At 72.1% G+C, this 21,226-nt stretch carries 16 protein-coding genes and 2 pseudogenes; 9 read left to right on the forward strand and 9 right to left on the reverse strand.

The genetic code is table 11. The features are described from left to right. The 3 genes from OG494_RS09815 to OG494_RS09825 are packed head-to-tail and all read right to left on the reverse strand — an operon-like array spanning position 1 to position 3,532. Positions 1–960: a phytoene/squalene synthase family protein gene (locus OG494_RS09815; RefSeq protein WP_328454117.1), complete on the reverse strand. Its 960-nt coding sequence runs from the start codon at positions 958–960 to the stop codon at positions 1–3. Continuing rightward, positions 957–2,438, reverse strand: a complete 1,482-nt coding sequence (gene crtI, locus OG494_RS09820; protein ID WP_328454119.1) for a phytoene desaturase family protein — start codon at positions 2,436–2,438, stop codon at positions 957–959. Before crtI ends, OG494_RS09815 begins: the two co-directional genes overlap by 4 nt. Beyond that, positions 2,435–3,532: a polyprenyl synthetase family protein gene (locus tag OG494_RS09825; protein WP_328454121.1), complete on the reverse strand. Its 1,098-nt coding sequence runs from the start codon at positions 3,530–3,532 to the stop codon at positions 2,435–2,437. Before OG494_RS09825 ends, crtI begins: the two co-directional genes overlap by 4 nt. 117 nt (positions 3,533–3,649) lie before the next feature. Between OG494_RS09825 and OG494_RS09830 the strand changes: the two genes are divergently transcribed. Together OG494_RS09830 and OG494_RS09835 are read left to right on the forward strand one after the other, a co-directional pair. Continuing rightward, complete coding sequence (locus OG494_RS09830; protein WP_328454122.1) at positions 3,650–4,546, forward strand: MerR family transcriptional regulator; 897 nt, start codon at positions 3,650–3,652, stop codon at positions 4,544–4,546. Between the two features lie 102 nt (positions 4,547–4,648). Further along, positions 4,649–5,665, forward strand: coding sequence for a DUF5914 domain-containing protein (locus tag OG494_RS09835; protein ID WP_328454123.1), 1,017 nt, complete (start codon positions 4,649–4,651; stop codon positions 5,663–5,665). 103 nt (positions 5,666–5,768) lie between these two features. On the opposite strand, the gene OG494_RS09840 is transcribed toward OG494_RS09835, so the two are convergent. Beyond that, on the reverse strand, positions 5,769–6,617 hold the full coding sequence (locus OG494_RS09840; protein WP_328454125.1) for a helix-turn-helix transcriptional regulator: 849 nt from the start codon (positions 6,615–6,617) through the stop codon (positions 5,769–5,771). 130 nt (positions 6,618–6,747) lie between these two features. Between OG494_RS09840 and OG494_RS09845 the strand changes: the two genes are divergently transcribed. Beyond that, a complete protein-coding gene (locus OG494_RS09845) occupies positions 6,748–7,698 on the forward strand; it encodes an NAD(P)-dependent alcohol dehydrogenase (protein WP_328454127.1) in 951 nt (316 codons plus the stop codon). Between the two features lie 11 nt (positions 7,699–7,709). Here the strand turns inward: OG494_RS09845 and OG494_RS09850 are convergent, their stop codons facing one another. The 3 genes and pseudogenes from OG494_RS09850 to OG494_RS48350 form a co-directional block, all read right to left on the reverse strand. Continuing rightward, complete coding sequence (locus tag OG494_RS09850; protein WP_328454129.1) at positions 7,710–7,841, reverse strand: hypothetical protein; 132 nt, start codon at positions 7,839–7,841, stop codon at positions 7,710–7,712. Further along, the gene (locus OG494_RS09855) at positions 7,838–8,830 is read right to left on the reverse strand and encodes a zinc-binding metallopeptidase family protein (RefSeq protein WP_328454131.1); all 993 of its coding nucleotides are present in this window, start codon (positions 8,828–8,830) and stop codon (positions 7,838–7,840) included. The genes OG494_RS09850 and OG494_RS09855 overlap by 4 nt, the downstream gene beginning before the upstream one ends. A gap of 166 nt (positions 8,831–8,996) precedes the next feature. Next, a pseudogene (locus OG494_RS48350) lies at positions 8,997–10,138 on the reverse strand (carboxylate-amine ligase). Positions 10,139–10,159: 21 nt separating this feature from the next. On the opposite strand from OG494_RS48350, the pseudogene OG494_RS09870 reads away from it, so the two are divergent. Continuing rightward, a pseudogene (locus tag OG494_RS09870) lies at positions 10,160–10,315 on the forward strand (hypothetical protein); the annotation flags it as partial. Here the strand turns inward: OG494_RS09870 and OG494_RS09875 are convergent. Then, complete coding sequence (locus OG494_RS09875; RefSeq protein WP_328454134.1) at positions 10,277–11,404, reverse strand: iron-containing redox enzyme family protein; 1,128 nt, start codon at positions 11,402–11,404, stop codon at positions 10,277–10,279. The pseudogene OG494_RS09870 and the gene OG494_RS09875 sit on opposite strands and share 39 nt — an antisense overlap. 324 nt (positions 11,405–11,728) lie before the next feature. On the opposite strand from OG494_RS09875, the gene OG494_RS09880 reads away from it, so the two are divergent. From OG494_RS09880 to OG494_RS09895, 4 genes are all read left to right on the forward strand, one after another. Next, entirely contained in the window at positions 11,729–13,225 is a 1,497-nt protein-coding gene (locus tag OG494_RS09880; protein WP_328454136.1) for an FAD-dependent oxidoreductase, read from the forward strand. Between the two features lie 140 nt (positions 13,226–13,365). After that, entirely contained in the window at positions 13,366–15,630 is a 2,265-nt protein-coding gene (locus OG494_RS09885; protein WP_328454138.1) for a catalase, read from the forward strand. A 12-nt stretch (positions 15,631–15,642) separates the two neighbouring features. Beyond that, complete coding sequence (locus OG494_RS09890) at positions 15,643–16,041, forward strand: ankyrin repeat domain-containing protein (protein WP_328454140.1); 399 nt, start codon at positions 15,643–15,645, stop codon at positions 16,039–16,041. A gap of 222 nt (positions 16,042–16,263) precedes the next feature. Further along, positions 16,264–17,928, forward strand: coding sequence for a long-chain fatty acid--CoA ligase (locus OG494_RS09895; protein ID WP_328454142.1), 1,665 nt, complete (start codon positions 16,264–16,266; stop codon positions 17,926–17,928). A gap of 6 nt (positions 17,929–17,934) precedes the next feature. Here the strand turns inward: OG494_RS09895 and OG494_RS09900 are convergent, their stop codons facing one another. Continuing rightward, entirely contained in the window at positions 17,935–19,650 is a 1,716-nt protein-coding gene (locus OG494_RS09900) for a helix-turn-helix domain-containing protein (protein ID WP_328454144.1), read from the reverse strand. 142 nt (positions 19,651–19,792) lie between these two features. Between OG494_RS09900 and OG494_RS09905 the strand changes: the two genes are divergently transcribed. Further along, on the forward strand, positions 19,793–21,181 hold the full coding sequence (locus tag OG494_RS09905; RefSeq protein ID WP_328454146.1) for an MFS transporter: 1,389 nt from the start codon (positions 19,793–19,795) through the stop codon (positions 21,179–21,181). The last annotated feature ends 45 nt before the right edge of the window (positions 21,182–21,226 follow it).

Below are 21,226 nucleotides of genomic sequence, written 5' to 3' on the forward strand. Positions count from 1 at the left end.
TCACGACACCGCCACGGGAGCCGGCGCGGGGTTGCGCAGCTGCAGCCACTGGGCCCGGGTGAGCGCGCCGGCGGCGATCGCCATCCGGCGTGAGCGCGGCACGGCCGCCCGGCCGGCGAAGACGTTGTGCCCGGCGCGCTCGATGCGGTCGAGGATCTCCGAGTACAGCCGGAACGCCGTGGCCACACAGGCGCGCGACACCGGGTGCAGCATGGCGATCCCGGGCCGGGCCTGGTCGTAGACCGTTCTGGTGGTGGCGATCTGGGCGGCGAGAGCGTCCCGTACCCGCTGGTCGGCCCGGCCGTGTTCGGCGCACCAGGCCAGCCGGTCGCGGTCCACCCCGAACTCCGCCAGCTCGTCGGCCGGGAGGTAGACCCGGTCACGGGCGAGGTCTTCGGCCACGTCGCGCAGGAAGTTGGTCAGCTGGAACGCTTTTCCCAGTGCCGCCGCGTGGGGTGCGGCCTCGTCCCGGCCGGTGACGGTGCCGAGCACCGGCAGTACCTGCAGGCCGATGACCTCCGCCGAGCCGTGCACGTAGTCGTCGAGCGCGGCACGCTGCGGGTAGTCGGTCACGGTCAGATCCATCCGCATCGACCGGAAGAACGAGCGGAAGTGCGCCCGCGCGATGCCGTAGCGCGCGCAGGTGTCGATGACGGCCGCGAGCAGCGGGTCGTCGCTGTGGCCGGCGCCGAACGCCGCGAAGAACCGCTTCTCGACGGCCTTGAGCTCGGCCGCGATCGTGGCGGGTGTCGATCCCGGGGCCGGTTCGTCGACGATGTCGTCCAGCCACCGGGCGAAACCGTAGAGGGCGTGGACGGCCGGGCGCTGGGGCGGGGACAGCAGCCTCGTGGCGAGGAAGTAGGTCCGGCCGTGGCGCGCGTTCAGCTCCCGGCACCGCTGGTAAGCCGAGCGCAGGACCGGCTCGTGGATGCCCGCGGCGTCCAGTTCCCTGCGGGTCATCGCGCACCCTCCGGCCCGGTGACGCGGTCTGCGGCCAGCCGCCCGGACAGCAGGACGGTCGGGACGCCGACGCCGGGAACCGTGCCGCCGCCGGCGAGCACGACGTTCTCCACACCCCGCGGCAGGTTCCGCGGCCGGAACGGTCCGGTTTGGACGAACGAGTGCGCGTAGCTGAACGGGGTGCCGGCGACCATGCCGCGCGCGGCCCAGTCCGCGGGGCTGATCACGTGGGACATCTCCACCTCCAGACCGGGCAGCAGGCGTTTGCGGGCTACGTCGAGCACCGCCGCCGCATAGGGTTCGGCTTCGCGGGCCCAGTCGATCGGGGCGCGCTGGAGGTTCGGCGTCGGCGCGAGGATCGAGAACAGGTGCCGCTTCGCCGGCGCCAAGCCCGGATCGCTGACGGTGGGCCGGGTGATCAGCAGCGAGGGGTCGCTCATCAGCCGTCCTTCGGTGATCAGCTCGCGGAACGTCGAGGCCCACCGGTCGCCGAAGGAGATGCTGTGGTGCCCGACGTCGGGCCAGTCCCCGGCGGCGCCCACGTGCACGACCAGCGCCGACGGCGCGGGGGAGAGGGCGAGGGGGCGGCGCGGGGTCCGGCCCAGCAGCCGGTAGCTCTCCGGCAGCTCCGCGGTGAGGACGACGGCGTCGCAGGCGATCCGGTCTCCGGTGGTGGTCAGCACCGCGGTCACCCGGTCGCCGCGGCGTTCCAGCGCAGCGGCCCCGTCGTCGTAGCGGAACCGCACACCGGCGGCTTCGGCCGCCGCGGCCAGCGCGCGAGGCAGTGCGGCGATGCCGCCTTCGGGGAAGAACACACCGCCCACGGTGTCCATGTAGGAGATCACGGCGTACAGCGCCAAGGCCCGCATCGGCGACTCACCCGCGTAGAGCGCCTGGAAGGTGAAGACCCGGCGCAGCCGCTCGTCGCCGAGGAACGACGAGATCCTCGGCTCGAGACGGCGGAACCCGCCGAGGGCGGCCAGCCGGGCGAGATCGCGGGAAACGAGGCCCAGCGGCGAGTCGATGTTCGAGGCGACGAACCGGTCGAACTCGGCCGTGTAGAGCCGGGTCAGCCATCGGCGCAACCTGAGGTAGCCGGCGGCCTCGGCCGGGCCGGCGAACGCGCGGACCGCATCGGCCATCGCCTCGGCGTCCGAATGCACCGCCAGCCGGCTGCCGTCGGCGAAGGACGCCGTGTAGGCCGGATCCAGCCGCCGCAACGGCAGGTATCCGGCCATGTCGGCGCCGACCGCGGCGAAGGTGTCGCGCACGATGCCGGGCATGGTCAGCACGGTCGGCCCGGTGTCGAGCGAGTAGCCGTCCAGTTCGACCCGGCCGGCCCGGCCGCCGGGCCCCGATCCTCGCTCGAGGACGGTGACCCGCCGGCCGCGCCCGGCGAGGTGCAGCGCCGCCGCCAGCCCCGAAAGGCCGGCGCCGACCACGACGATGTCGGTCGTCCGCCCGGGAACCGTCTTCACCGGACCCGGTCCGTGCAGCGGGCCGCGAGCACGGCGAGGGTTTCGCGCATCCGGGAGGGGATCGCGGCGTCGTCGAGCGCGTCCAGCGCCTTGCGCACCCGCCGGTCGATCAGCTTCTCGAGCTGATCCGGTGCGCCGGTCGCCGCGATGGTGCCCCGCAAGCCGGTGATGGCGTCGTCGTCGAGGAACTCTTCGTCCAGCAGGAGTTGCAGCTCCCGCCGCTGAGGGCCCTCGGCCATCGCGACCGCGAGCACGACGACGCTCGAGGCCTTGCGGTCCCGAAGGTCCTGGCTGACCGGCTTGCCGGTGAGGTCCGGGTCGCCGAAGACCCCGAGCAGGTCGTCGCGGAACTGGAAGGCTTCACCGACCAGGCCGCCGTACTCGCCGAGGGCCCGCAGCACAGGGGCGTCCGCGCCGGCGAGCGCGGCGCCGAACTCCAGCGGTCGCCGGACGGTGTAGTTGCCGGACTTGCGGCGGATCACGTCCAGCACCGCGTCCCAGCTGGGCAGGCTCCGCGCGTCGTTCACGAGGTCGGCGAGCTGACCGGCGGCCAGCTCGGAGCGCATCGCGTCGTAGTGCGGCCAACCCCGGGCCAAGGCCGGCTCCGGCACGCCGCTTTCGCGCAACATCTGCTCGGACCAGACGAGGAAGAGATCGCCGGACAGGACCGCGGCCGATTCGCCGAACCGCGTCGCCGAGCCATTCCAGCCCTGGTCGCGGTGCCAGCGGGCGAATTGTGTGTGCAGGGCGGGCCGGCCACGGCGCAGCGCCGAGCGGTCCATGACGTCGTCCTGGGCCAGCGCGAAGCAGTGCAGCAGTTCCAGGCTGGTGGCCGCGCGCAGCGCCGCTTCGTCCTCGGGCCGGGCGCAGCACCACCCGGCGTAGGCGAACAGCGGCCTCAAGAACTTTCCCTCGCGGACGAACTCGGGCAAGGCCTCGATCGCGAGCGTTCCCTCGCCCCGCCCCAGGAACTGTTCGTCGCACCGCTCGGCCACGAAGCCGCTCGCGTGCTCGAGACAGGCGTCGCTCACCGACGTCAGCCAGCCGCCGGGTCCCGTGCTCGCCGGGACGACGCCTTCCGTCGTCGCCGCCATGCACGCTCCTCTCTCGGCCGGGCGTATCGATGCGCAACCGTTGCACATGCGCTGTGACTTGTCCACACGAGATCCGACCCGGCGGAAAACGCGACGTGGTGTGGGATCGTGAACCCGATGAACGTCGACGCGACCACGACCACGGGGCCGGCCACCAGGGCGACCTGGACCCCGGGGAAGGTCGCTGAGCTCCTGGGCGTCTCGCCGGTCACTCTCCGCAGCTGGAATGCGCGCTACGGGATCGGCCCGGCGGCCCGCGAAGACGGCGGGCACCGGCGCTACTCGGACCTCGACGTCCGCAGGCTCCAGCACATGCAGCGGCTCATCGAGCGGGGGATGGGGGCCCGGGAAGCCGCGGCGACGGCGTTCCCCGTTCCCGCGGACGCACCCGCGCCGGTGCCGGTGCCGGTGCCGCAGCGCGTGCGCGAGCTCGGCGACGCGGCCGAGGAACTGCGGTTCACCTCGATCGCGGCGATCGTCGACACCACCCTGACGGCGCTCGGTGCCGCCGCCACGTGGACCGAAGTGGTCGCGCCCGTGCTGCGGAACCTGGGCGGCCGGTGGCTGCGCGGCGAACCCTGCTTCGAATCGGAATGGGCGCTGAGCCAGGAGGTTTCGGGCGCGTTGCTGCGGTTCACCGCGGGCCGCGAGCCGATGGTGCCCGGCACCACCGGCCGGCCGGTGGTGCTGGCCTGTTGTCCCGGCGAACGGCACTCCCTGCCGGTGGAGTTCTTGCGGGCGGCGCTGCTGGAAGCGGGCGTGCCGGTGGTCTACCTCGGGCAGATGGTGCCCGCCGAAACCACGCTCGGCGTGATCTCGAAACTCGAAGCCGCCACCGCCCTGCTCTGGTCGATCTCCCCGAGCACCGCCGACGAGCCGCTGGCCCGGCGGCTCCAGCGGCGCAGCGTCGCGGTGTGCGCGGCCGGGCCCGGCTGGCAACGGCACGTCGTCCAGGGGCTGCCCTGGGTCGGCGACATGACCGCGGCGCTCGAGTTCCTCACCGGCCACCCCTGAGCTCGAACCTCGGCGCGCAAGCGTTGCACGATCGATGCGGATGTTCGACGATGATCCCGTCAGGTGCGGACGGCCGAAGTGCGGCGAGCAGGAGCGTGGTTCATGACGGTGCGGCGGCAGCTCGATCGTCGGTGGCCGCGAAACTGGCCGATCCAGCCGTTCGGGGAGCCGAGCTGGGCCAAGCAGGAACCGACCTACCGCGACTGCAGCCCGGCCGTGATCGAAGCCGCGGTCAAACGCGCCGAGGCGCGCCCGTCCGGCAATTGGTACGTCCTCGCCGCGAGCCGCGAAGTGCGTGACGACCGCCCCTTCGGCCGCCGCATCGGGGGCCGGGAGCTGGTCGCGTGGCGTACCCGGGCCGGCGAACTCAGGGTGGGCCCGGGTGCGTGTCCGCACCTGGGGGCGCCGCTGGCGGAAGCCCGGCTCGACTGCGACCAGCTGGTCTGCCGCTGGCACGGCCTGCGGATCGGGGGTGAGCGGCAGGCGGGCTGGTCGCCGGTCCCGTCGTTCGACGACGGCGTGCTGGTCTGGGCGAGGCTCGATCGGCTCGGCGGGGAACCGGCGACCGAGCGGCCGGTGGTGCCGGTCCGGCCGCGCCCGGAAGACGGGGTGGACGCGGTCGCGACGGTCATCGGCGTGTGCGAGCCGGCCGACGTCGTCGCCAACCGCCTCGACCCGTGGCACGGAGCGTGGTTCCACCCGTACTCCTTCGCCCGGCTGAAGGTGCTCGACGCGCCGGTGGGCATCGACGTCGCGGACGCCGACGACCGGTTCCTGGTCGAGGTGACCTTCCGGCTGGCGGGCCGGTGGGGAGTGCCGGTGGTGGCCGAGTTCGTGTGCCCGGAACCGCGGACGGTCGTGATGCGCATCGTCGAAGGCGAAGGGACGGGCAGCGTGGTCGAAACCCACGCCACGCCGCTCGGGACCGGGGTGGACGGCCGCCCGCGCACCGCCGTCATCGAGGCGGTCGTCGCGGCGTCCGACCGCCCGGGGTTCGACGTCGCCCGCAAGGCCGCCGGGGTCTTGCGCCCCCTGATGCGCCGTACCGCCGCCCGGCTCTGGCGGGACGACCTCGCCTACGCCGAGCGCCGGTATTCACTGCGCGCCGAGGCACGGTGACGAGCATCGCCGGCCGCTCCCGCTGCTCGCGGACGGCCCCGCGCACCGGCGGTCCGGAGGGGACAGCCGGGGCGGAACGGGCGTGCGCGGCGAGGTCGGGCGATCAGGCTCCGGCGGCCGCGAGCAGGTTCGCGAGCAGCTGGAGCCGCTCTTCGTCCGCGCTGCCTTCCGCGGCGGTGAAGGCCATGAGCAACGGCCCGGGTGAGCCCGGGATCGGGTAGGCGTCCCAGTCCAGGTTCAGCTCCCCGACCATCGGGTGCTCGACGCGCATCTGCCCGCGGGTCGTCTCCAGGACGTCGTGTCGTGCCCAGAGGGCCGCGAACTCGTCGCTCGAAACCGCGAGTTCGCCGACCAGCTCCACCGCGCGCGGGTGGCCCGGTTCGGCGGCGACCTGCGCCCGCAGCATCCCGGTCAGCTCGGCGACGGTCGCCGCCCGCTCCGGGCACACCCGGCCGGCGTCGGGGTGCAGCAGCAGGGCCAGCAGGTTCCGCTCGCCCTGGGGCAGCCGGGTGAACTCGCCCAGCACCGCGCCGCCCAGCGGGCTCCAGGCCAGGACGTCGAGGAACCGGCCGACGACCAGCGCCGGTGTCGGCATCGTGCGCAGCAGCCGCAGGGTGGTGGGCGGTACCTCCTCCGGCTCGTAGCGCCGCGGGGGCCGTGCGGGTGTGCGCGCGGCGGCGGCGAGGCTGTGCAGGTGCCGGGTCTCTTCGGCGGAGAAGCCCAGGGCGCGGGCCAGGGCGTCGAGGACCTGGTCGGAGGGCCGGACGTCGCGGCCCTGTTCCATCCGCTGGTAGTAGTCCGTGCTCACCCCGGCCAGCAGGGCCAGTTCTTCGCGCCGCAGCCCGGCGACGCGCCGCCTCGGACCGGGTTCCAGGCCGACCTCCTGCGGTGTGATCCGGGTCCGGCGGGTGCGCAGGAACTCGGCGAGTTCGCGTCGGGGGTCGTCGGTCATGACCACAGCCTAAGCGGGCCCGTCCGGTCGAAGGTGGGTCCGGCGGACCCAGGACAAGGCGAACGACCGTGCCGCCGCGCGGGGGCCCCAGGATCGGTCTCACCACACCGGATCGCGAAAGGAACCCACCATGAAGGCCGTTCAGATCACCGGCTTCGGCACCCCCGACGTCCTGCTCGTCTCCGACGTCGAGCGCCCCGCGCCCGGCCCCGGCGACGTCCTCGTCTCGGTCGAGGCCGCCAGCGTGAACGGGCACGACACCCTGGTCCGGGCCGGCGGGCTGCGCATCGTGTCGGGCCGGAAGTTCCCGATCGGACTCGGGCTGGACTTCGCCGGGGTCGTCGCCGCGATCGGGTCCGACGTCCGCGGGCGCCGGGTCGGCGAGCGGGTCTGGGGGACGGTGCACCCCCGGGAGAAGCACGCCGTCGCGGGCGTCGCCGAGTACGTCGTCGTCCCCGCCGGCCGGGTCAGCGCCGCGCCCGCCGGCGTCTCGTCCGCCGAGGCCGCGTCACTGGTGGTCGCCGGGGCCACCGCGCTGATCGGGCTGCGGGACGTCGTCCGCCTCGCCGCCGGTGAACGGGTCCTTGTGCGAGGGGCCGCCGGAGGTGTGGGCACCGCCGCCGTGCAGCTGGCCCACGCACTCGGCGGCCACGTCACCGCGCTGGCCCGCGACCGCCACGCCGCCGCTTTGCGGGACCTGGGCGCCGACGAGGTCTTCGACTACGGGACCACCACGTCGGACCGGATCGGGCCGTTCGACGTCATCTTCGACACCGTGGGCTCGGAGCTCACCTGCTACCGGAGCCGGCTGACCCGCTCCGGCCGGATGGTCACCATCGGCCTGTCGGGTCCCGCCTTCGCCGCGATCGCCGCGTCGAGCGTGCACGGCTCCCGCCGCATCCGCGCGTTCAGCGCCAATCCCGACGAGGCCGTGCTGCGAGATCTGGCCGGCTACGTCGCTTCCGGCGCGCTGCGCCCGGTCGTCGACAGCGTCCACCCGCTGGCGGACATCGCGTCGGCGCACCGGGCTTTCGAACGCGGCGGCACCCTCGGCAAGCACGTGATCGCGGTCGCCGGCTGAACCGTCGTCGCTCAGCGCCGGTTCGCCCGCTGCAGGACGACCGGCAGTTCCCCTTCCTCCTGGAAGGTGCCGGCCAGCCGGTCCAGTGCTGTGGTGACGTCGTCCACTCGCCGTGCGGCGTCCCGCTCGTCAAGCAGGTTCACGTCCGGTTCGCGGCCACGATCGCGCCGACGAACCGTAGCTTCGCCTGCACCGCCGGCGAGAGTGTGAACGGGTAGAGGTCGTCCTTGCCCATGCTGCGGTTGAGCTGGTTGAGGGCGCGCGACAGCGGGATCCAGGTCGCGATCAGTTCGTCGACGTCGTCGGTCCGGTCCTCGGGGACGGCGTCGACCCGGCTGCCGGGGTGGGGCGCGATCGGCGTGCCGGCGACGAGGACGCCGAGCGCCGCGGCGGTCTGCACGGTGTCGCGGATGTGCAGGAGGTGGGCGAAGGTCTCGGCCCAGTCCTCCCACGGGTGGGCGGCCGCGTAGTGGCTGACGTGGCTCTCCGCCCAGCCGGTGCCGGTGTCGCTCCCGTAGTGCTTCTCCAGGGCCTGCTGGTAGTCGGCCCGCTCGTCGCCGAACAGGGCCCGGAACGCGGCGGGCGCGTCGGCGACGAGCAGATCCCAGTACCAGTGGCCGATCTCGTGCCGGAAGTGACCGAGCAGGGTGCGGTACGGCTCGTCCAGCCGCGCGCGCAGGCCTTCGCGGAACCCGTCGTCGCCTTCGGCGAGGTCGATGGTGATCACGCCGCCGGCGTGCCCGGTGGTCACCGGCCGGCCGGCGCTGGAGAGCAGGTCGAACGCCAAGCCGTGCCGGGGATCGGCGCTTCGCGGTGTCACGGGCAGGCCGAGGTCGTCGAGCTGGTACACCAGCCGCCGTTTGGCGGCTTCGGCGGCGCGGAAGGCTTCGAGTGCGTCGACGTCTTCGTCGGCGGGGCGGGTCCGGGTCAGCTCGCAGCAGCCGCACAGGGGGTCGCCCGCGGCGAGCCAGTTGCAGCCGGCGAGTTCGGCGTTGGCGCAGCGATCGCGTCCGGTCGTCCGGAGCATCGACGCGGTCGCGCGGTCGTAGCCGACGTCGGTGCCGCACACCACGCAGGCCGAGTTCTCGAAGAACAGCAGGTTCGCGCAGTGCGGGCAGGTGAACGTACGCACGCAGGAGGTCCTTCCGGTCAGGTGCGGTCGAGCCGCGGGTGGAGGACTTCCCGGACGAGGAGCGGGGGCGCGGCCGCGACCGGGATCGCGACGAGCAGTCCACCACCGAGGATAACGGCGGCGGCCGGCGAGCACCTCGTTGAGCACCGGCCCGGCTCCGGCCGGCTCACCGCATCTCCGCCCGGCAACGCGGATCGGTCGCACCCACGACCTGGGACGGCGCCGGGAGCAGCCTGGCGGCCTCGTCCACGACCGCGGCGGCGCCGTGCCGGTCCGCGATCCGGGTTTGGCGTTCGGCCCCGGTTTCCCCGGTGCGGCCGTGCCGGAGCAGGGTGTCCACGATCCTGTCGTCGCCCGTCTCGGCGAGAGCCGGGCGTACGTGGCGGACGAGGTCCTCCAGCAGCGTCACGGCCGGGACCCGGCGGCCGGTCAGCGGGTCGATGCCCGGGCCGTGGATCCCGTAGCGGGCGGCGCTCCACAGCGCCGCCGCGGCGAACTGGCCGTCGGCCTCGGGGGCCTCCCGGCCGCGGTCGAGGTCGGTCAGTGCCGTGTGGACCAGCGCGCGGGTGAGCGCGACCTGCAGCAACGCTTCGTCGACGGTGGGGGCGACGTCGGCGATCCGGACTTCGACGGTCGGGTACACCGGCGACGGCCGGGCCGCCCAGAACGTCATCCGCTCGTCGACCAGCACTCCGGCGTCCACCAGCCGGTCCAGGCAACGCTCGTAGGCGGCGAGGCTGCCGAAGCGGGGTGGGATGCCACCGCCGGGCAGCGGGCCTGCTGGATCACGCGCCAGCTCTGGTAGCCGGTGGGCCGGCCGTGGTGGACAGCCGAATTCCCGGACAGCGCGAGCAGCGTCGGCAACCGCGGCCGCAGGTGGTCCACCACGGCGACGGCGAGCGCCCGGTCCGGCACGCCGACGTGGACGTGACAGCCGCACGTCTCGTAGTCGGCGAGCACACCGCGGAAGGTCTCGCCGATCGCCCGGTAGCGCGGTCCGTCGGTCAGCCGCGGCGTCTCTCCGCGTAGCGGCGGCGTTCCGGCCGGCACGATCAGGGCTCCCTCGGCTCGTGCCGCGCCGGCCAGCGCCGTCCGCTGAGCGGTCAGCGCCCCGGCGACGTCACGCAGGTCGGTGAGCACCCCGGTCGTCGCCTCGACCTGCGACTGGTACAGCTCGGGTTCGTGGCCACCGTCGACGGGGACCGCGACGCGGCCGAGGATCGGCGCCGCCCGCGGTACCGGGCGGCGTGTGCCGGCGTCGACGACGAGGAACTCCTCCTCGACGCCCACGGTCGGGCCGGCCGTCACCGCCGGGTCCGTCCCGCCGGCATGAACGCGGTGAGGCGGGGGTACTCGCGGTTCGTGGACGACAACGCCGGTACCCCTGTGACCATCACCCCGTACGAAGACGGGCCGCTGCTGGTGCGCGGCGAGTTCGAGATCCGCTCAGCGGACGGCGAGGTCATCGATCCCGGCCGGAACGTCGTGGCGTTGTGCCGGTGCGGGCTTTCCGCGCTGAAGCCGTTCTGTGACGGTACCCACAAGGTCCGCGGTTTCCGGGCCTCCGGCGACGATCGCCGCTGACCGCGGTTGCGGACGCAGGGACGGCCGGTCTTCTTCCCAGCAGGCCAGCAGAGTCCGGCCGAATTCGGCTTCCACCGCCAGCCCGCACGCCGCGCCGAAGAGGACATCGCCTGCGGCGGCCGGGTTTTCCCGGGCGAAGGAGCCGCACAGGTCGTGTGCGGCGATCTGTTCGTGGACCGCGTCGGCCTCGATGTGCTCGTCGTAGAACCGGGTCGCGGTCGTGTCGCCGCCGAGACGGCGTAGCCCGTTGCCGTAGCGGCGGTTGGGCAGTGACGACGTCATCTCGAACGCCGCCAGGTGTCCGAGGGTGGCGCCGAGCCAGCGGCGGTGGAAGCCGAACAGGGACATCAGGTTGCTCACGGCGAGGGTCACGGCGGGGACGTGGTCGATGTACGCGCCGTAGCTGTCGTCCAGGCCGAGGGCCCGCATCGTGGCGCGGAAGAGTTCGGAGTGCATCCGTTCGAGGCGGCCCTGGCCGTATTCGTCGGTCTGGATTTCGATCAGGGCGGCTTTGGCGGCGCCGGAGAGCCGTGGGATGGCCCAGCTGTGGGGGTCGGCTTCCTTGAGGTGGTACACCGACCGGTGGGTGACGAATTCGCGGAACTGCGTGTCGGACGCGCGACGTTGCAGGAATTTCGCCAGGGGCGGTCCTTCGTCGGCGCGCACCAGGTCGGCCAGGGCCTGCGGCACGGTTTCGGGTGCCACGGTGGTGGGTGTGACGAGTTCGTGGAGGCCTTTCACCCAATGGTGTTCCAGTTGCCGGCGTAGCCCGGTGACGAATGGTGTGTGCTCCCAGGCGGTGTCGGCGTCGTCGAAGCCGCGGTAGCTCAGTTCGTAGCAGATCCACAGGGTCAGCTGGAGGTCGTCGTCGTGGAGGACCGGGAGGCGGGTGTCGGCCGCGACCGGGTCGGCGGGCACGTCGTCGGGCTCACGGCGGAGCCGGGTGACGGCCGCGGAGCTCAGCGGCCCACGGGGGCGGGGCAGGTACATGGAACCCTCCTGGATCACGGAAAGCTCCGGGTACCCAGCCGAACCGGCTTCACTCCACAGTCGACGCTGGATCGGTGACAGGTCACGGGAGCGGCCACCCCTTCGTGGTACACGAAAGTGCGCCGGCTGGGCGTCGTTTCAACCGCGTGAGGGCGGGTAGCCCCGCAACGTCCCCAGCCGGACCCGAGACCACGAGGAGAGGACCTGTCCGATGAGCAGCGTGGAGGTCGGCGGTCCCGCTCATCTTGTCCGCCGCGCAGCGTCGAGCGCGCTCTGATTCGTGAAGGGCTCGGCCATGAACACACCACTCCACTCCGGCCTCCGATGACCACGACCACCGCCGAACAGTCGCTGTGGCTCCACTCGGCGTCCGCCGCGGTCGACTACCCGACGTCGTCCGGTCGGCACCAGGCCGCGGTCGCCGTGATCGGCGGCGGTGTCGCCGGTCTCACGACCGCGCTGCTGCTCGCGCGCCGCGGCGTCGACGTCATCGTCCTGGAGGCCGGCCGCGTGGGCGGGGGAGTGAGCGGCAACAACACCGCGAAGGTCACCGCGCTGCAGTCCACGATGTACTCCACCCTCGAGCGGGAACACCGTGCCGAAACCGCGGCCGGTTACGCCGCGGCCGCCACCGCCGGCGTCGAACTGGTGGGTTCCCTTGCCGACGGGATCGACTGCGACCTGCAGCGCGCGCCGGCCGCGACGTTCGCCTACACCGCCGACGAACACGACATCGTCCGCGCCGAAGCCGACGCCGCCGAGCGCGCCGGTCTCCCCGTGGAGTGGACGGCGCAGCCGGACCTCCCGTTCCCGACGTTCGGCGCGGTCCGCCTGGCCGGGCAGATCGTGCTGCACCCGGTCAAATACGTCCGCGGCCTGGCGGCGGCGGTCGTCGCCGCGGGCGGACGTGTCTTCGAGCACAGCCGGGTCCACGACGTGTCCGTCGCCGCCCCGTACCAGGTCCACACGGACGGCGGGACCGTCACCGCCGAGCAGGTGGTGGTGGCCACCCACTACCCGATCCTGGACCGCGGACTGTTCTTCGCGCGTCTCGACGCGCAGCGGTCCTACTGCGTCGCCGCCCGGCTCTCCTCCGGGACGCCGCCGGAGGATCTGGCGATCAGCGTCGGCAGCCCGTCGTGGTCGATCAGCCGTTCCGGTGAACACCTGATCATCGGCGGGCAGAGCCACCCCGCCGGGGAACGCGGCGTCGACTTCGACCGCTACACCGCGCTGGCGGACTTCGCCCGCCGTCACTTCGACGTCGGCGACATCACCCACCGCTGGTCCGCCCAGGACCCCGTGGCCTACGACAAGCTCCCGATGGTCGGCTCGTACCTGCCCGGCGTCTCGAACCTGTGGGTGGCGACCGGATTCGCGAAGTGGGGCCTGGCCATGGGCACGGTGGCCGCGGAGATCCTCGCCGACCGCGTCATCGGTGCGGGCAACCCGCATGCGGACCTGTTCTCCCCGCACCGGGTGAGCCTGGCGAGCGCGCCGACGTTGCTGCAGCAGAACGCCAAAGTCGCGAAAGATCTCATCGGCGATCGCCTGGTCCCGGCCGAGGCGGCCGACACCGACGACATCCCGGTCGACACCGCGAAGGTCCTGCCCGACGGGCTCGGCAAGAAGGGCGTCTTCCGCGACCGGACGGGCGGCGTCCACGCGGTGTCGCTGCGCTGCACGCACCTGGGCTGCCTGCTGAGGTTCAACGGCGCCGAACGCAGCTGGGACTGCTCGTGCCACGGCTCCCGGTTCGACGTCGACGGTGCGGTCCTGGAAGGTCCCGCCACCCGGCCGCTTCCCCGGCGGGAACCCTGACGGCGGCGGCCTCGTCCGGGCACCGCGTCGCTCCTGCCGCGCCTGCCGAGCGGTCGCTCGGCGCTTGATCGAGTCGTCACCGGGTATCCAGCGGATCCGCGGGTACCCGGTTCCCAGCGTTGCACCACGAGGAGGACACAGTGGCCGGCAAGACCCCCCGCAAGCTCGTCAAGGCCGCACTCGAGAAAGCCGTCGAGAAGGTCACCGAGCTGACGAACCCCCCGATCCCCGGATCACCCGGTAGTGAACCGCCGTCGCTCGGAGAACCGATCGACCCCCGCGAGCCGCTGCCGCCCAAACCGGACCAGGACGCGCCGGAGACCGTGACCCCCACCGGCGCGCCGACCGGCGCCCCGAAAACGTCGATGGGGCAGCAGGGCGAGTACCTCACCACGACGGCCGGCGCCCGGCTCTCCGACACCGACCACTCCCTGAAAGCGGGGGAGCGCGGCCCGACGCTGCTGCAGGATCACCACCTGCGCGAGAAGGTCATGCACTTCGACCACGAGCGCATCCCGGAGCGGGTCGTGCACGCGCGCGGCTACGGCGCGCACGGGGTGTTCGTCGGCTACGGCACGGCCTCGGACGTCTGCCAGGCCGGTTTCCTGGGCAACGGCGTCGAGACGCCGGTGTTCGTGCGGTTCTCCACCGTCGTCGGGTCGCGCGGGTCGGCCGACGCCGTGCGCGACACCCGTGGGTTCGCGACGAAGTTCTACACCCAGGAAGGCAACTTCGACCTGGTGGGCAACAACATCCCGGTCTTCTTCATCCAGGACGGGATCAAGTTCCCCGACATCATCCACGCGGCCAAACCGCACCCGGACCGGGAGATCCCGCAGGCGCAGAGCGCGCACGACTCGTTCTGGGACTTCGTCTCGACCCACACCGAGGCCACCCACCACGTGCTGTGGCAGATGTCCGACCGCGCGATCCCCCGGTCCTACCGGACGATGGAGGGCTTCGGGGTCCACACCTTCCGGCTCGTCAACGCCGACGGGGAGTCCGCGCTCGCGAAGTTCCACTGGAAGCCGAAGCTGGGCGTGCACTCCCTGGTCTGGGAGGAGGCGCAGCTGCTCAACGGCGTCGACCCGGACTTCCACCGCCGCGACCTCGCCGACGCCATCGAGTCCGGCGCGTTCCCGCAGTGGGAGCTCGGGGTGCAGATCTTCCCGGACACACCGAGGCAGACGTTCGAGGGCATCGACCTGCTGGACCCGACGAAGCTGGTGCCGGAAGAGCTCGCGCCGGTGCAGCCGATCGGGATGCTGACGCTCAACCGCAACACGACGAACTACTTCGCCGAGACCGAGCAGGCCGCGTTCCACGTCGGGAACCTGGTGCCCGGCATCGACGTCACCGACGACCCGCTGCTGCACGCGCGGCTGTTCTCCTACCTGGACACGCAGTTGACGAGGCTGGCGGGGCCGAACTTCAACCAGATCCCCGTCAACCGCCCGCACGTGCCGGTCAACGACATGACGCGCGACGGTTTCCACCAGCAGGCGATCCACGGCGGCGTCGCCCCGTACAAGCCGAATTCCCTCGACGGCGGTAACCCGTTCGAGGCCGGCGTCGAGGCCAAGCCGTTCGTCGAGGTCGCTCAGCCGCTGCCGAAGGCCTCGAAGGTCCGGCAGTCACCGGTGTCGTTCGCCGACCACTACACGCAGGCGAGGCTGTTCTGGCTGAGCCTCACGCCGATCGAGAAGCAGCACGTCGTGCTGGCGTTCACCTTCGAACTCGGCAAGTGCTACGAGCAGGCGATCAAGGAACGCGAACTGCTCGTACTGGCCAATGTGGACCGCGAGCTGTGCCAGGAGGTGGCGCTGGGTCTCGGTCTTCCCGCCCCGGCCGGTCCCGGCCGCCAGAAGAAGGTCACGCCGAGCCCCGCGCTGTCCCAGCTCGGCGGCACGTGGCCGACCGACGGGCGCATCATCGGGATCGTGGTCGACCCCGCCGACCCCGCCGAACTCGACGGGGTGCGCACGGTCCGCGAGACCATCCTGGCCGCGGGCATGGTGCCGCTGCTGATCGCGCCGACCGGCGGGCCGCTCGACGCCGACAGCGGGCTCGTCGCCCAGCGCACCCTCCTCACCGCTCGCTCGGTCGAATTCGACGCCCTGCTCCTCGCCGGCGGCCCGCCGCCGGGTGCGGACGTGCTGTCCGCCGAGGGACCCGAGGCCGGCGCCGCTGTCGATCCGCGCGTGGTCCTGATGGTCCAGGAGTGCTTCCGGCACGCGAAGGCGATCGGCGCGTGGGGGACCGGGCGAGCCGCGCTCGAGGCCGCCGGGTGCGCCACCGGGCCGGGGATCGTCATCGACGACGATCCGGCGGCGGTGCTCGCGAAAACGACGAAACTGCTCGCTGCTCACCGCGTGTGGGAGCGATTCCCCGCGTCGATCTCCTGAGAAAGGCCGGTCGTGACCGAAGCGCTCACCGATGACGACCTCGATTACCTCCGCTCGCTGTTCGACCTCGCCCGCACCGGCGACACCGAGCGGCTGGCGGAGGCGATCGACGCCGGAATACCGGTGAACCTCACCAACGAGGCCGGCGACTCCCTGCTGATGCTCGCCGCGTACCACGACCACCCGGACACGGTACGGGCGCTGCTCGACGCGGGTGCCGACACGGCGCGGGTCGACGACCGGGGCCAGACCGCGCTCGGAGCGGCCGTGTTCCGCCGCTCCGAGCGCGGCGTCACCCTCTTGCTGGCCGCGGGCGCCGACCCCGCCCTCGGCCTGCGGTCCGCGCTCGACATCGCCCGCTTCTTCGACCTGCCGGAGATGCTCACCTTGCTGGTTCGGCGCCGCGGATAGCCGCGAGCCGGTGGACGGCCAGGACCTGTGTCGTCCGCGTACACGAGGACGTCGTGCATCCGGGCGACGGTCTCGCGTGGCAGGACCGTCGCCGGCCCGCGTCCCGGGGCCGAACCGGGCCGGCCGCGTGCTCGAGGTGTGAGGATCCGCTGCCGGAGGGCGGGAACGAGTGGAAGGTTCGCACCTCTGTCCGGCCTGGAACCGCGCCTAGGGTGCCTGGACATGCCTCCCGAAAAAGCCCAGGACCGGCCGGTGCCGAAGGCAGCAGACGCCATGGACGGGCTGATGCAGCCGAGGCCGCTCACCATCGCGCACATCCTGGAGCGCGTCGAGCGGCTCTTTGCGCACAAGAGCGTCGTCACGGCCGGTGCCGAGCGGTTGACGTACGCCGAGGTGGCCGGTCATACCCGGCGTCTCGCCACGGTGCTGGACGCCCTCGGCGTCCCGGTCGGCGCACGGGTCGGCACGTTCGCGAGCAACACGCGCCGCCACCTCGAGGTCTACCTCGGGGTGCCGGCCACGAAGCGGGTGCTGCACTCGATCAACATCCGGTTGCCTGCGGAGCACCTCGAGTACATCGTCGAGCACGCCGAGGACGACGTGGTGTTCGTCGATCGCGGGCTGCTCCCGCGGATCTGGCCGATCGCCGGCCGGCTTCCGCTGGTGCGCTACTGGGTGGTGCTGCCCGACGGCAGCGACGCCGAGATCCCGGCGGACTCCCGCATCCTGGACTACGACGAGCTGATCTCCGCGGCCGATCCGTTCGCGGGCTCCTTCGAAGACACGTTCGTGCTCGCGGACGAAAACCTGGCTTCCGGGTTGTGCTACACCTCCGGGACGACCGGCCCGCCGAAGGGCGTGCTCTACAGCCACCGCTCGACGGTCCTGCACTGCCTGGGGACGCTCGCGGCCGGCCTGATCGGGCTCTGTGAAAGCGACGTCGTGCTGCCGATCGTGCCGATGTTCCACGCCAACGCCTGGGGGCTTCCCTACGGCGCGATTATGGCGGGCGCCTCGTTGGTCCTGCCCGGCGCGTCCGCGGACCCGGTTCACCTGCTGACGCTGATGGAGGCCGAGCGGGTGACGGTCGCCGGTGCTGTGCCGACGGTCTGGACGAGCCTGGTTCCCGGGTTGCGGGCTCACGACCTGAGCGCCACGCGATTCCTGCTCGGCGGCGGCTCCGCCGTTCCCCCGGCACTGTCCGAGCGCTACCGCGCCGCGATCGGCGTACCCATCACCCATTCCTGGGGGATGACCGAGGTCAGTCCCGTCGGGGTCATCGGCGGCACCCGCACGCAGCACCGGGACGCCGACGCGGATGAGCAGGTGGCCGTGCGAGCCGCCCAGGGCCAGCCACTGCCGCTGGTGAACGTGCGGATCGCCGATGTCGAGACCGGCCGGGAGCTGCCGCGCGACGGCGTCGCGGTCGGCGAGCTGCAGGTGGCGGGCCCGTGGGTGGCCGGCGGCTACTACCGGGTGGACGCCGCGGGCAGCTTCACCGGGGACGGCTGGCTGCGCACCGGTGATCTGGCCACCATCGACGCCGACGGTTACCTACGGCTCGTGGACCGGGTGAAGGACCTGATCAAGTCCGGCGGCGAGTGGATCTCCTCGGTCGAGCTCGAGGCCGCCCTCGCCTCCCACCCCGACGTCGTCGAGGTCGCCGTGATCGCCCGTCCGGACCCGCGGTGGATGGAGCGGCCCGTCGCCTACGTCGTCCTGCGCGACGGCAGTGCCGCCACCGCCGACGAGCTCTTGTCGCACATCACGCCGATGGTCGCCAAGTGGTGGCTACCCGACGAATTCTTCTTCATGGTCTCCCTGCCCAAAACCGGAACCGGCAAGCTCTCGAAAGTCGCCTTGCGGGACGCGGCGCGGATCACCTGAGGTGCCTCACGACGGCGCGTTCGTGCTCGCCCGGAGCTGGTGCAGGCGGAGTCCGAGCTGCAGTTCGAGGTTGTTCTGGTGGCGCCAGCCGGTGCCCAGAACGGTGCCGGCGCGGTCGAGCCGCTTGAGCAGGGTGTTGACGTGCACGTGCAACGCCCGGGCGGTCGCCGCGACGTTGGTGTGGTGGAGGTAGTACGCGCCGAGAGTGTCGACGAGATCGCTGCCGCGCCGCCGGTCGTACTCGACGAGCGGCCCGATGACGTCGGTGAGGAACCGGTCGAGTTCGCCGGTCCGTTCGGGGTCGAAGAGCAGGGCGTACAAGGCGTAGCGACGTGTGGTGGCGCCCAGGTCGGTATGACCGATCGCGCGCATCACGGCACCACAGCGGCTGGCCACGGAGAAAGCACGTGACCAGTCTTGGCCGACCGCGCGTTCTCCGACGACGGTGACCGGGCCGCCCAGGGTGCGCCGCAGTCCATTGTGGACCGACTCGGCGGTCTGCTCGTCATCGTGGCCGCCGGGCAGGATCATCGTGGCCTGTCCCAGGTGTTCGCCGGCCAAGCCGCCGTGGTCCCGGGCGATGTGGTGCAGGTGCCGCGAAAGATCGGTGGACGACAGCGTGGGGGAGTCCACCACGAGGACCAGGTCCAGGCGGTCGACGTCGATGTCGCGGGCGCGGGTGCGGGCACGCTGGGCTGTGCCGATCCCGGGGCCGCCGACCATGAGCTCGGTCAGGAGCTCGCCGCTCAGCCGCTCACCGGCCTCCGCGACCGCCCGCTCCTTGAGGATGAGCAACCCGAGGATGTGGGTGGCGCGCTCGAGGGTGCGCAAGTCCATCGCGTCCGGCAAGTCGTTTCCGTCGGCGGCTTTCCGGCTCCACACCAGGGCGCCCAGGTAACTGTCACCCGCCTGTATCGCGGCCACGCTCCGGGTGGTTCCGCCGGCGCCGGCCGAGACCGTGCAGCGGCCCGAGCGCCGGGCCTCCGCGACGGCTTCGGCCAAGGCATTCTCGCCCGTCCGGTCGAGGAGTGTGACGCTGCCGCCCAGCTGGGCGGCGAGCAGCCGTGCGACGTCATCAGGCGTTCCGCCGCCCAGCACCACGCCGGTCAGAGCCTCGTGGATCGCCTGCGCCCGCTCGGTTTTCCGGTAGGCGACCTGCAGCTCCTGCAGTGCGGTGCGGCTCGCCTCGTAGAGACGGGCGTTGTCGAGGGCGACCGCGGCGTGATCGGCGAACGCGTTCAGCAGCGCGATCTCGTCGGCCTGGAAGGAGCGCTCGGAACGGTCCGCGGCGAACAGGGCGCCCACCGCTTCCCCCCGGATGACCAGCGGCACACCGAGGAGCGCGACGAGCTCCTCGGTGACGACCAGCCGGTCGAAGTTCGGATCGTGCTCGATCAGCGTCGAGGCGGCGTAGTTGCGTACCCAGTGCGGGCTGCGGGAGACCAGAACCCTGCCACCGAGCCCCACGTTCACCGGGATGCCCGCGGCGAGGAAGGACGGGGAGACCGTGCCCTCCGACGCCCGGGCCGACAGCCTGCCGTCCGGTCCGACCAGCGAGAGATAGGTGAAGTCCGTGCCGATCAGCTCGTGGGCGTGGTGGACGATCGACTGCAGGACCTGATCGAGTTCACCCAGCGCCGTGAGCGACTTGACGGTGGCGTACAACGACGCCAGCTCGCGCTGGCGGCGCACGAGCGAGCGCGCGTCCGCTTCGCTGACCACAGTGTCATCCCCTCGACGTCCGGTGGGCGGAAGGTCCACCAACTCGATGACAGGAGTGGATGGTCCACACCTCAACGGCAGCGTAATGGCGTCTTAACATGACCGCCATCACTTGCCGGCGCTACCGACGAAGGCGGCATTCATGGCAGCCCCGCTCACCCAGCCCGAAGGGCAGGCCGGCCACGTCGACGCCGGCCTGTCCACCACCCGTCGCCGTGCCTTTCGCAAGCTGCTGGCCGCGGGGCTCGTCGGAAGCTCGATCGAGTGGTACGACTTCTTCCTCTACGGCACCGCGGCCGCCCTGGTGTTCCCCAAGGTGTTCTTCCCGCACTCGTCCGCGCTGACCGGGACCCTGCTCGCCTTCAGCACGTTCTGGGCGGGTTTTGTCGCGCGCCCGATCGGCGGCGTGCTCGCCGGGCACCTCGGCGACAAGCACGGGCGCAAACCGGTCGTCGTCGGCTGCCTGGCGATCATGGGGGCCGCGACCTTCCTGATCGGCTGCCTGCCCACCGCGGCCTCCGTCGGTGCGCTGGCCCCGACCCTCCTGGTCGTACTGCGGTTCATCCAGGGCCTCGCGACCGGCGGCCAGTGGGGCGGCATCGTGCTCCTGCTCACCGAGTCCGCCGGCCCCAAGCGGCGCGGATTCGCCGGAACCTTCGGGCAGACCAGCGTTCCCGTCGCCGTGATCCTCTCGAACCTGATCTTCGTGGCGGCCAGCGGCCTGATGCCGGACGCCGCCTTCCTCAGCTGGGGCTGGCGCATTCCCTTCCTGCTCAGCGTCGTGATGTTTTCGGTGGTCCTCTACATCCAGGCCAAGGTGGAGGACACCCCCGAGTTCCGTGAGCTGCAACGGGAGGTGGGGAAGCCCGACGTCGCAGTGGTCCGGGCGCCCCTGGCCCAGGTCCTGCGCAGCAAGTGGGGCACCATCCTGCTCGGCTGCGGGCTGCTGTCCGCCACCAACAGCCTGTTCTACGTCAGCATTTCCGGCCTGCTGAGCTACGGCACCGGGACGCTCGGGCTCAAGCGCAACGGCCTACTCGCGGTCGTGCTCCTCGCGTCCGTGGCGATGCTCGTGATCATCCCGTGGTCCGGGCACCTCTCGGACCGGATCGGCCGCCGGCCGCTGATCCTGATCGGCGGCCTGGGTGTCGCCGCCTGGGGCTTCCCGTACTTCGGGCTCGTCGGCACCGCGTCCCTGCCGCTGATCTTCGTCGCGGTGACGGTGGGTTTCGTGTTCCAGTGCCTCACCTACGGCCCGGTCGCGAGCTTCCTCGGCGAGCTCTTCGCCCCCGGCGTCCGCTACTCGGGCGCGTCGCTGGCCTATCAGCTGTCCGCGATCATCGTCAGTGGCGGCACGCCGTTCCTCATGACCGCGCTCATCGCGAAAACCGGGAGCACCGTCGCGGTCGCCGGCTACATCACGCTGATGGGGCTGATCACCTTCGCCAGCGCGTGGTTCCTGCCGGAGACGAACACCGCCGAGGTCCGCGCCGATCCGCACGCCGTCCCGGGCACGCACCTCTACCGCTGAGACGAGGCCGAAGTGACTCGAACATCGAGAATCCGCCGGATCGCC

It is taken from the genome of Amycolatopsis sp. NBC_00438 (assembly GCF_036026695.1).
GTDB lineage: Bacteria > Actinomycetota > Actinomycetes > Mycobacteriales > Pseudonocardiaceae > Amycolatopsis.